9 protein-coding genes are annotated in these 12,190 nt (G+C 35.5%); all 9 read left to right on the forward strand.

The features are described from left to right. The first annotated feature begins 35 nt into the window (after positions 1 to 35). The 9 genes from DJ93_RS22050 (at position 36) to DJ93_RS22090 (ending at position 12,190) form a co-directional block, all read left to right on the forward strand. The gene (locus tag DJ93_RS22050; RefSeq protein WP_042983233.1) at positions 36 to 1,283 is read left to right on the forward strand and encodes a glutamate-5-semialdehyde dehydrogenase; all 1,248 of its coding nucleotides are present in this window, start codon (positions 36 to 38) and stop codon (positions 1,281 to 1,283) included. A gap of 567 nt (positions 1,284 to 1,850) precedes the next feature. After that, positions 1,851 to 2,294 (forward strand): MarR family winged helix-turn-helix transcriptional regulator, encoded by a 444-nt coding sequence (locus DJ93_RS22055; RefSeq protein ID WP_042983234.1) that lies wholly within the window; start codon positions 1,851 to 1,853, stop codon positions 2,292 to 2,294. A 54-nt stretch (positions 2,295 to 2,348) separates the two neighbouring features. Continuing rightward, complete coding sequence (locus tag DJ93_RS22060) at positions 2,349 to 3,287, forward strand: ring-cleaving dioxygenase (protein WP_042983235.1); 939 nt, start codon at positions 2,349 to 2,351, stop codon at positions 3,285 to 3,287. 16 nt (positions 3,288 to 3,303) lie between these two features. After that, a complete protein-coding gene (locus DJ93_RS22065) occupies positions 3,304 to 4,359 on the forward strand; it encodes an LLM class flavin-dependent oxidoreductase (protein WP_042983236.1) in 1,056 nt (351 codons plus the stop codon). A 686-nt stretch (positions 4,360 to 5,045) separates the two neighbouring features. Further along, complete coding sequence (cydA, locus tag DJ93_RS22070; protein WP_042983237.1) at positions 5,046 to 6,449, forward strand: cytochrome ubiquinol oxidase subunit I; 1,404 nt, start codon at positions 5,046 to 5,048, stop codon at positions 6,447 to 6,449. After that, entirely contained in the window at positions 6,436 to 7,452 is a 1,017-nt protein-coding gene (gene cydB / locus DJ93_RS22075; RefSeq protein WP_042983239.1) for a cytochrome d ubiquinol oxidase subunit II, read from the forward strand. Before cydA ends, cydB begins: the two co-directional genes overlap by 14 nt. After that, positions 7,452 to 9,173 carry a thiol reductant ABC exporter subunit CydD gene (gene cydD / locus DJ93_RS22080; protein ID WP_042983240.1) on the forward strand — a complete coding sequence of 574 codons (1,722 nt, stop codon included), beginning with the start codon at positions 7,452 to 7,454 and terminating at the stop codon, positions 9,171 to 9,173. Before cydB ends, cydD begins: the two co-directional genes overlap by 1 nt. Next, positions 9,170 to 10,891 (forward strand): thiol reductant ABC exporter subunit CydC, encoded by a 1,722-nt coding sequence (cydC, locus tag DJ93_RS22085; protein WP_042983241.1) that lies wholly within the window; start codon positions 9,170 to 9,172, stop codon positions 10,889 to 10,891. Before cydD ends, cydC begins: the two co-directional genes overlap by 4 nt. 159 nt (positions 10,892 to 11,050) lie before the next feature. Continuing rightward, positions 11,051 to 12,190, forward strand: coding sequence for a hypothetical protein (locus tag DJ93_RS22090; RefSeq protein ID WP_042983242.1), 1,140 nt, complete (start codon positions 11,051 to 11,053; stop codon positions 12,188 to 12,190).

Raw genomic sequence — 12,190 nt, forward strand, 5'->3', positions numbered from 1 at the left:
TTATACTTTTGAATCTTTAAGAGGAGGAAATGAAAATGAATGAAGTGTTGGCAAAGGGGAAAAAAGCGAAAAAGATTGCTGGAGAACTTGTGCTCAAATCCACAAATCAAAAAAACGAGGCACTTGCCGCGATTGCTGAGCAATTGATAGTAGAAACACCTTATATTTTGGAGGAGAACAAACGGGATATCGAAGAAGGTAAGGCGAAAGGATTTTCTGCTTCTCTTCTTGATCGCCTTATGCTGAATGAACAGCGCATTATTGATATGACAGAAGGTATCCGGCAGCTGATTGCTTTACGCGATCCTGTCGGAGAATGTGTAACTGCATGGGAACGGCCGAATGGGTTGTCTATTCAAGAAATGCGAGTGCCACTTGGTGTTGTTGGGATGATTTACGAGGCGCGGCCAAACGTGACGGTAGATGCGGCCACAATTTGCTTGAAAACAGGAAACGCAGTGATCTTGCGTGGTAGTTCCTCAGCTACTTATTCTAATAAAGCCATCGTTGCTGTTATTCACCGAGCGCTCAAACAAATGAACTTCCCTCCGGAAAGCGTACAGCTTATTGAAGATACGTCACGAGATAGCGCGAAGCAGCTGTTTACATTAAACGAGTACTTGGATGTTCTTATCCCAAGAGGTGGCAAGCAGTTAATAGATACTGTAGTGAGAGAAGCGTCTGTTCCTGTACTAGAAACAGGTGCGGGAAATTGTCACATTTTCATTGATGAAACAGCGGATAAGCAAATGGCATTTGATATTGTCGTTAACGCCAAAATACAGCGTCCATCTGTATGTAATGCAATCGAAACGATTATACTTCATGAGAATTGGGCGCAGCGATTTGGTGCCGAGCTGTTTTCTATCTTGAAGGAAAGAGGAGTGGAGCTGCGTGGAGATAATAAAGCATTGGCAATCGATTCTTCTATTGTACCCGCTTCAGAAGAAGACTGGGAAACAGAATTTTTGTCTCTCACGCTAGCAGTCAAAGTAGTTTCTACTGCTGAAGAAGCAATTAATCACATAAATACTTATGGATCCATGCATTCCGAAGCGATTATTACAGAGAATGAGGAAAACGTCAGCAAGTTTTTCACGTCCGTCGATGCCGCGGCACTCTATCATAATGCTTCAACCCGCTTTACTGATGGTTTTGAATTTGGCTTCGGCGCGGAAATCGGCATCAGTACGCAAAAACTGCACGTAAGGGGACCAATGGGGCTTCCTGCATTGACTTCCACAAAATATGTGATTCGTGGAAATGGACAGATTCGGAGATAAGAAATATATGGAAAGAGGAAAAGCTATTGATACAGAAAGATAGATTATAGCATTAAAAGTCCAAAATTTTGAGATAATAAAATGCAACTGTTTGATAGGAAGAATTTCCAAACATACCGTTTCGTAAAACAAAAATAAACGTATGAAAAGGGTAGGGGTTGAAACCTAATCCTTTCTTAATAAGGCGATATAGTAAACGTCAAGTAGCCCTAAAATATACTACATGGGTGGTGTGTTTTGGGCCTACTTTTTGTTTGTTTCATTTTTTATTCAAACTTTTTTATAAAACGGAATGTTCACTCAGGAAGAGAAGAAGGTATATTGATTCTTCTTTTTATTTATCGTAAAACATGGGTTCGCGCAATAATTTTAATCAAATATTATTTCGAAGCAACACTAGAGTCTTAATAAAATCTTGTTAAGAAAAAATCCGTTGTAAAATGGATTTTTTCTACTATAGCTCAGAGTTAAGTTTTTTTGGATTAAAAATGTATTTACTCTTTACTTGCTTTTTTATCAATTGAGTAGTAAAGTGATGTTGAGATTAACGATAGGAAGTGATAATGCATGCGTGAAAATACGATAGGATCGTTAATTTGGTTACGTTTAATCCGTTTTACGAACCAAAGTAATCAGATGTCAAATGAGTTTTTAAAACGTTTTGATTTAACGACAGCTCAATTTGATGTGCTTATGCAAATTCGAATTTATCAGCCACTGACACAAATGGAGTTAGCTGAAAAAGTTACGGTTACACAAGGTGGCATCTCGCGTATGTTAGCACGTCTTGAAAAAGAAGGATATATTGCACGAAAGCAAGATTGGAAAACGAAAATGATTAGCCTTACTGATAAGGGTGAAGCAGTGATAGAAAGAGCGTTGCCGGAACAACTTGCATTTCAATCATCATTTTTTGAGGATGTATTAAATGAAGAAGAACAGAACATACTATATGCGTTAATGACGCGAGTTCATAAGCATAGTGAAAAAAAAGAATTACCGGGGGAGTAATTTTTTTTACACTATCAATTGATTAATCAAGTGATAATTGAAGGAGGAGAAATCATGTATACAATTCCAGGACATCATCACATTTCGATGGTGACAAAAAATGCGCAAACGAATAATGATTTTTATCAAAAAGTGTTAGGGTTACGCCGAGTGAAAAAGACTGTTAATCAAGATAATCCTTTTATGTATCATTTATTTTATGGGGATTTAACAGGTAGTGCCGGAACAGAATTATCATTTTTTGAAATGCCGAATGTAGGGAGAACGATTCGCGGTACTAATGCGATTACACAAATTGGTTTGCTCGTACCTTCTATAGGAAGTCTTACTTTTTGGAAGAAACGTTTTGAGTCGTTCCAGGTGGTACATGGGGAAATTACAACATATGCCGGAAGAAATGCCTTACATTTTGAAGATCCAGACGGTCTACGTTTAGTATTGTTAAATAATAACGGAGAAGAAGTGCCTGAATATTGGACTGCATGGGAATCTTCCGTAGAGAGAAATAATCGTATTTTAGGTATGGGTACAGTTGAAATGACAGTACGAAACTTAAATAAAATATCAAAAACATTAACAGATTTGTTTGGGTATAAAGAAGTAACTCGCACAAATATTGAGGGGATATATCAATCTGTTCCAGGCCAGTCTTTCGGAGAAATTTTAGTGAAACAGCAAGATGGAGAAAGAGAAAGATCAGGGAAGGGAAGTATTCATCATTTGGCAATTCGTGTAAAAAATGATGAAGAACTGAGTTATTGGAATGAAGCGGTGAAAGAAAAAGGATTTGAGACAACAGGGATTATCGACCGTTTTTACTTTAAAAGTTTATATTTCCGTGAATCAAACGGAATTTTATTTGAAATTGCAACAGATGGTCCAGGATTTACAGTGGATTCGACGGTTGAAGAGCTTGGGATAAAGTTAGATTTACCACCGTTTTTAGAAGAAAGAAGAAAAGAAATTGAAGAAAAATTAGTGCCACTTGATTAAGAGAGGAAAAGGAACTATGGAAAAATATCGTATTGATACAAGTAAGGGAATCGAATTTGGATTATATTCAATTGGAGATCATATTTTAAATCCACATAATGGTTCGAAAATTAGTGCAGAGCAGCGAATTCATGAATTAATTGAGACGAGTAAGTTAGCTGATGAAGCAGGGATTGATGTGTTTGCTGTCGGTGAAAGTCATCAAACGTATTTTGCAACGCAAGCACATACAGTTATTTTAGGGGCTATTGCACAAGCGACGAAAAATATTAAAATTGCTAGTTCAGCAACGGTATTAAGTACGTCTGATCCAGTTCGTGTATATGAAGATTTTGCTACGATTGATTTAATTTCAAATGGTCGTGCTGAAATTGTAGCAGGACGTGGTTCACGTATAGGAGGATATAGCTTACTCGGTTATGATGTAAATGATTATGAGGAATTATTTGAAGAAAAGATGGATCTTTTATTAAAAATAAATAAAGAGGAAAGTGTAACGTGGAAAGGGGAATTTAGAGCACCGCTTAAACATGTGACTATTTTACCAAGACCTAAAGAGAATAAGATGCCGATTTGGCGTGCTGTTGGTGGGCCACCTGCTAGTGCAATTAAAGCGGGACATGCTGGTGTGCCGATGATGTTAACGACGCTAGGTGGACCTGCTATTAATTTCAAAGTTTCAGTTGATGCGTATCGTGAAGCAGCAGAGCAAAAGGGATTTGATCTAGCAACTTTACCAATTGCGACAACAAGTTTATTTTATACAGCGAAAAATTCACAGGATGCACTTAGTGAGTATTATTCTCATATTAATGCTGGTATGCTTGCATTACGTGGTGGAGGTTATCCGGAGCAACAATTTACAGGGGCGATAGATTATCGAGATGCGTTAATGATCGGTAGTCCACAGCAAATTATTGAGAAAATGCTCTACCAATATGAATTATATGGGCAACAACGATTTATGGCACAAATTGATTTTGGTGGTGTTCCATTTGATAAGATTGTAAAAAATATTGAATTGATTGCGACTGAAATTATGCCAGCGATTAAAAAGCATACAGCAAAATAAGCGAAATGAAACACCGGGAATGTAATCCATTCTCGGTGTTTTTTACTATTTTTATTGCAAAGTTGTCTTGAAGCGAAGTAAAGGTAGAAGTAGTTCTACATATGTGTTCACGTTTGGAAAATGACGAAAATGTGAATTTTTATATAAAAAAGGAGAGGTTTTTTTCTATTTGTGAATAGTAATATTCTTGATTTGAATTTTGAAAATATATTTTTCTCTTGACAAAATATAAGAGGATTTCTAAATGAGATTCGCGGACATTTTTTGGAGGGAAAGTCAAGTGTATGAAGAAAAAAATGACTTTTTTATTGCTGTAAAAGTAAGCGCTATGTTTAAAAATACATTTTTGTAATGTAAAAAAACCATTTCAAAAAAATTACAAATGACATATTTCAGACAAAATCCTGTCAAGAATACGTCAAAAATCATCCGAATTTATTATGTAAGTATATTATACAATTCGATTAACGAACAAAACATTGTGGAAATAGTGAAAAAGGTAAATCAAAATGAAAAAAGCTTTTCCTTGTAATGGATAAAAAGACTGAAAATTAATGTTTTCGAACAATACATAAACAGAATTATCTTTTCGTATTTCCAAATGATTGAGTTGTAGTGGTAGAAATCAATCATTATAAGTCAATCTATTTTTATTAAATAAAAACTATGAAGGAAGTGACTGTAGCATGGAAACGCTCGAATTGGCACGAATACAATTTGCATCAACAACGATTTTTCATTACTTTTTCGTTCCGCTGTCTATCGGGTTAGCTTTTATCATTGCGTTAATGCAAACGTTGTATGTGGTAAAGGGACAAGACGTTTATAAGAAGATGACAAAGTTTTGGACACAAATATTTCTTGTTAACTTCGCAGTAGGTGTTGTAACAGGTATTTTACAAGAATTTCAGTTTGGTATGAACTGGTCAACGTATTCACGTTTTGTTGGTGATGTTTTCGGACCATCACTTGCAATTGAAGGGCTATTAGCCTTCTTTATAGAATCAACATTTCTTGGGTTATGGGTATTTGGTGAGGATAAACTTCCGAAGCGAATTCATCTTTTATGTATTTGGCTCCTTTCAATAGGAACAATGTTATCAGCATTTTGGATTTTAACTGCAAGTGCATTTATGCAATCGCCAGTAGGATATGAAATGGCAGCAGATGGACGTGCACAAATGAATGATTTCTTAGCGATTATTCAAAACCCACAATTATGGGTGCAGTTCCCGCATACCATTACAGCAGCAATTGCAACTGGTGCATTCTTTATCGCAGGTGTGAGTGCATGGAAAATAACTAAAGCTCAAGAAACTGAAGTGTTTAAAAAATCGTTCCGTATTTCTATCATTGTTGGAACACTTACAACTGCGCTAGTATTATTCTTCGGTCATGCGCAAGCACAACAATTAATTAAGACACATCCGATGAAAATGGCAGCAGCTGAAGCGTTATGGAATACGAGTGAGGATCCAGCGCCATTTACAGTATTTGCGAAAATTGATGCAGAGAAGAAAGAAAATTCGTTTGAAATTCAAATCCCTTATATGCTAAGTCTATTATCATATGATAAATTTAGCGGTCAAGTAGAAGGGATGAATCAAATTCAAAAGCAATATGAAGAAAAATATGGGCCTGGAGATTATATTCCACCAGTACACACTATGTTCTGGAGTTTTCGAGCGATGGTAATGAGTGGAACATTTATGCTGCTTCTTGGAGCATACGGATGGTTCTTATCAAGAAAAGATCGCTTAACTGAAAAACCTTTGTATTTAAAATTAATGGTGTATGCAATTTCACTACCGTTTATCGGTAATACAGTAGGATGGATTATGACTGAAATGGGACGTCAGCCTTGGGTAGTTTTCGGTGTTATGAAAACGGAAGATGCTGTATCTCCAAATGTTACGTTCGGAGAAGTATTATTCTCTTTAGTTTCGTTTACATCACTATATTTAATTATAGGAGGAATTACTGTTTACTTATTCGTTCGTATTATTAAAGGACATGAGAATAAGAAAGCGAAACAGGATTCTCAAAGCCATGATCCATTTGATAAGGAGGAAGAGTATGTTATCTCTTAATGAGTTATGGTTTCTAATTATTTCAACCTTATTCATTGGCTTCTTTGTACTTGAAGGTTTCGATTTTGGTGTAGGAATGGTTTCAAGGTTTTTAGGAAAGAACGATTTGGAAAAACGTATATATTTAAATACAATTGGACCGTTCTGGCACGCAAATGAAGTTTGGCTTGTTTGTGCTGGTGGTGCTATGTTTGCAGCATTCCCGCACTGGTATGCAACTTTATTTAGCGGGTTTTATATTCCTTTTGTGTTTATGCTTCTGGCATTAATTATAAGAGGTGTTTCCTTTAAATTCCGTGCGAAAATAGATAATCATAAATGGAAAGGTTTTTGGGATTGGGGCATGTTTTTGGGAAGTCTGCTACCACCTATTCTTTGGGGAGTTGCAATTGCAAACTTTATGGTAGGTATTCCAATTGATGAAAGTAAAAATGTAGTAGGTGGATTCTTGCAATTACTTCATCCATTTGCATTACTTGGAGGAGTAATGTTCCTTCTGTTATGTATTGTTCACGGATTGCAATTCCTTACTATACGTACAACAGGTAAGTTAAGAGAACGTGCACGTATTGCTGCGTTGAAAATTGCACCATTCGCAATTATAGCACTTCTTATTTTTGCCGGTGTAGGGTTATGGAAAACAGATATTTTCACTGCTCATGGAACAGAGTGGATTATGGTTCCAATTGGAGCTTTTGTAGCGTTATGTGCGTCAACATTATTAAATAAAAGAAGAAGAGATGGTTGGGCGTTCTTTATGACGAGTTTAACAATCATTTTACTAAGTGCGAGTGTGTTTATCGGTATGTTCCCACGCGTTTTAATTAGCTCGCTAGGGGCAATAAACGATTTGACAATTTATAATGCAGCGTCAGGAGATTATGCATTAAAGCTTATGACTTATTTTTCAATTGCTATATTACCGTTTGTTATGGGAAGCCAAATATGGAGTTTCTATGTGTTTAGACAACCTGTTAAGTCAGACAAAGATTTGGAGTACTAATGAAAAGAAAAAGAGGACTTCCGTCGTATCCTGGTAGCCAGTTTTTATATGTAGTATTAGGTTTTATAAGTATTTTAGAAGCTTGTAGTATTATTGTACAGACAGTATTTTTAGCACGTGCGATTACGTTTTTATTTCAAGGCGAAGCAGTACAAGTTGTGCTGAATGATATTTTATATTTTGGAATTTCATTTGCTGCACGTCAAATATTGGTTCGTACTTCACAGATCTTGGTCGAACGTTTTGCTGAAAAAACAGGATTGTTGCTACGAAAGCAATTAATAGAGGCGTATTTTACATTAGGCCCACGATATGTTCAAACAGTTGGAACTGGTCATCTGGTTACCTTATCAATTGAAGGTATTGAGAAATTTAAAACATATATTGAATTAACAATTCCTAAAATGATTCGGAGTAGTATCGTTCCGGCGCTAATTGTTATATATGTTTTTACATTAGATATAGAGTCTGCGGTAATTTTAGTTGTAACGATCCCAATTGTCATTGTTTTTATGATTCTATTAGGGTTAGCAGCACAGAAAATGGCTGATAATCAATATGATACGTATCGTGTATTATCAAATCACTTTGTAGATACGTTAAAAGGATTAGAAACATTAAAGTATTTAGGGAAAAGTAAACAGCATGAAGGGAAAATCGAAAAAGTAAGTAAAAGATATAGAAAAGCAACGCTTCGCACTTTGCGAGTTGCTTTTCTTTCTTCTTTCGCACTAGATTTCTTTACGAGCTTATCGATTGCTTTTGTTGCAGTAGGTTTAGGTATTCGTTTAATAGATGGAACGATTATTCTATTACCAGCTCTTACAATTTTAATTTTAGCTCCAGAATATTTTTTACCGATTCGACAAGTTGGAGCGAATTACCATGCAACATTAGATGGACAAATTGCAATGGAGCAAATTGAAGGGATTTTACAAAAGCAAAAAGATATGTCAACTCATGTATCTAGTGAAAAGGTGGTATGGGATTCCTTTAGTAGTGTGGCATTAAAGGGCATAAAGGTTTGTAATGATGAATCGGAAAAAGCGATGTTAGAAGATATTCACTTCTCATGGAAAGGTAATGGAGCTATCGGTATCATTGGTGAAAGCGGGGCAGGTAAGTCAACACTTATTGATATATTAGCAGGATTCTTACAACCGTCACACGGAAACATGACAGTAAATGGCGTGCAAATCGATGCGTATACTCGTGAAGATTGGCTAAAAAATATTGCATATATTCCGCAACAACCCTATATTTTTCCAATTTCGTTAAGAGATAATTTATGTTTTTATGAGACAAATATAATGGATGAAGAAATAGAAAGAATAATAGATGAAGTAGGTCTTCGTTCACTTATTGAATTGCTTCCAAATGGAATGTACGAAAGAATTGGAGAAGGTGGACGCATGTTAAGTGGCGGACAGGAACAACGTGTTGCGATGGCGCGTGCGCTTTTAAGTAAAAAACCTATCATTTTATTAGATGAACCGACAGCGCATCTTGATATTGAAACTGAATTTGAAATAAAGCAATCCATGTTACGTATGTTTAAAGGTAAACTAGTCTTTCTCGCAACACATCGTCTACATTGGATGAAACAGATGGATCATATTGTTATTTTAAATAAAGGGAAAATTATAGAAAGTGGAACATATGAAGAGCTTTTAGATAGAGAGTCATTACATTTCCATGCGAAAGGGAGGGGAGAGAGATGAGTAATTGGATCAGACCTTATATAAAGCAAAATAAAGGTAGAATGACTTTGACTATTCTACTTGGACTTCTTGGAGTAAGTTCAGGGGCAATGCTACTTTTTATTTCAGGTTATTTAATTTCTAAATCTTCTCTTCGTCCGGAAAATGTGATGGCTGTATATGTCCCGATTGTTGCAACACGTGCTTTTAGTATAGGACAAGCTGTTTTTCATTATATAGAGCGTTTAGTTGGGCATGATGTCGTTCTACGTATATTAGAAAAAATGAGGACAAAATTATATAGAATTGTAGAACCGCAAGCGTTATTTTTCCGATCTCGGTTTCAAACTGGCGACGTACTCGGTATATTATCTGAGGATATAGAGCATTTGCAAAATCTATATTTGCGTACCATATTCCCTAGTATATTAGCATTAGTTGTATATAGCATTTTTGTCCTTGTTCTTGGTGCGTTTGACTGGATGTTTGCACTTATTGCAGGGTGTATGTTAGCGGTAATTGTTTTTCTTCTCCCATTCATATCACTATTTATGATGAAACAACATCATGTTACTTTGAAAAGAGGTAGAAATCGCTTATATCAAAAGTTGACGGATGCGGTTTTTGGCCTATCTGATTGGCAGGCGAGTGGTAGAAAGTCAGAATATATTAAGGAATATACAGCGCAAAATGTGGAGTTATTAAAGACTGAGAAGAAAGTGAAACGTTGGCACCATATTCGAGAGGGGATGATTCATTTCATAGTCGGAATTGTAGTGATTTCTATGATTATGTGGACTGGAAATGAAGCAGCAAGTGAACAGATTGCACCTACAGTTATTGCAGCGTTCATATTAATGACACTATCCGTAACAAACGTACTTATTCCTGTTGCCGATGCGGTTGATCGAATCCCATCTTATGTAGAATCTGCTCATCGGCTTAATAGCGTAGAAAGTGAAATGGTTTCGAAAGATCAAGAACGAATCTCAGATAGAAACTATGTTGTGCCAAAGCATGTGGATGTTGAACTGAAAACTGTTTCATATAGTTATCCAAATAGTACGGAATTTGTGTTGAAAGGTGTTTCGCTTCAAGTTAAAGCAGGAAAGAAGATTGCTATTTTAGGAAGAAGTGGGACGGGGAAGTCTACTTTATTAAAGTTATTAACTGGTGCTCTAAGTCCGGTAAATGGTCAAGTTTTATTAAATGGTGAACAAGCAAATACAAATCTTTTATCGAAATATATTTCTGTGTTAAATCAAAAGCCGCATTTATTTGATACGACAATCGGAAATAATGTTCGTATTGGCAAACCTGATGCTACGGATGAGGAGATTTGGAATGCTTTAGAACAAGCGCAATTTGCTTCGCATATAAGATCTCTTCCAGCTGGATTACAGACGAAAATGCATGAGATGGGAAAGCGATTTTCTGGTGGTGAAAGACAAAGGGTAGCTTTTGCAAGAACTCTTATGCAAAAGGCTCCGGTTATTGTACTTGATGAGCCGACTATCGGTTTGGATCCTAAAACGGAATTAGCATTATTAGAAACGATGTTTTCCGCGACGAAAGAGAAAACGGTCATTTGGATAACGCATCATCTTGTAGGAATTGAGCATGTAGATGAAATCATTTTCCTTGATGGCGGTCAAATTACAATGCATGGTAGTCATGAGCAGTTACTTAAAGAAAATGAGAAATATCGTAGGCTGTATGAGCTGGATAAAGGGATATAGAATAAAAGACTATTTCATATAAATGAGCTTAGTTATCATGTGAAAATCACATAGTATGTTTTTCTTTATATAATTAGCTGCACCATAATGGTGCAGCTTTTTTGTTACAAATTGTTAAGAAGCTTCATAGTATATTTTATAATGAAGGAGGTATATAGGATGCAAGAAGGATACGATATTATTATTATGAGTGATGAATTTTCAGGAAATGTTATTCGAAATTTAATAGATAGAAAAAAATGCAAAACCATATTAAATGTTGAATCTCTTTCAGATTCTGTTTTTTTAAATACTACTTTTCATTATGTAGTTATTTGGGGAAGAGATGCTGAGTTGTTATCAAATAAACTTATACAATTTGGAGTCGAGAGTAAGAAAATTATTAATTTAACAAATTATATGTATGAATGGAAAAATCGCCTAATTGCGATGTATCAAATAAATCCAGATTTCATGCATCTATACATTGTTATGAAAAAGATAAAGAGTAATCCTATCTATGAATTATTAATTACTGGACTGTCCTATCCGCATTGCGGTATAAACTCTAAACTTCTCAAAAAACAATCAGTTAAATTAACGCTTCCATCACAAGATTTATACTATGACTACTTAATAGCAAAACAACTCCTTTCAAACTCGCATGTATTTCAATATTGCATAATGGGGATTGGCTATTTTTCTTTTCATTTTGACTTATCCTTATCGTCTGAGGCATTTCGCATTCACAATGTGTATCATCCTTTGTTTCAAGATGGGCATCATACGTTAGTTTCCGCTCCTTTATCTACTCATGGTTTAGTACAATTGGATACTCCAGAATCCCTCACCTCTATTTTTAATGAAAATTTCGAATACGCTTGTTTAGAACAGTTAGGAGATAAATTACAGGCATTACCATGGTTACATGCTGAATGGAATGCACCACCTCTTCATATGACATTTGAAGAACACGGTAAAATAAGAGCGCAGTCGCATTCGAAACTGTGTTATCCGAATACTTTGGTTGAGAATAAAATGATTTTCAAGAAGTACCTTGAATTGATGATGCAAAATAATATAAAACCAATTGTCGTTGTATTTCCTGTGACATCGCATTATTCTCGATTTGTTAGTCCAAAATTAAAAGAAGGGTTTTATCATGTTATACATGAATTTCAAAATCTGTATTCTTTTCAAGTAATAGATTTATTTGACTCTCCATTATTTCATGACGATGATTTTTACGATAGTGATCATATGAATAAAAAAGGGGCAGATAAAATGTCTGTATTATTGAATGGGCTTATTAATTGGTAA

Origin of the sequence: Bacillus clarus (assembly GCF_000746925.1) — a bacterium.
GTDB classification, from domain to species: Bacteria; Bacillota; Bacilli; order Bacillales; family Bacillaceae_G; genus Bacillus_A; species Bacillus_A clarus.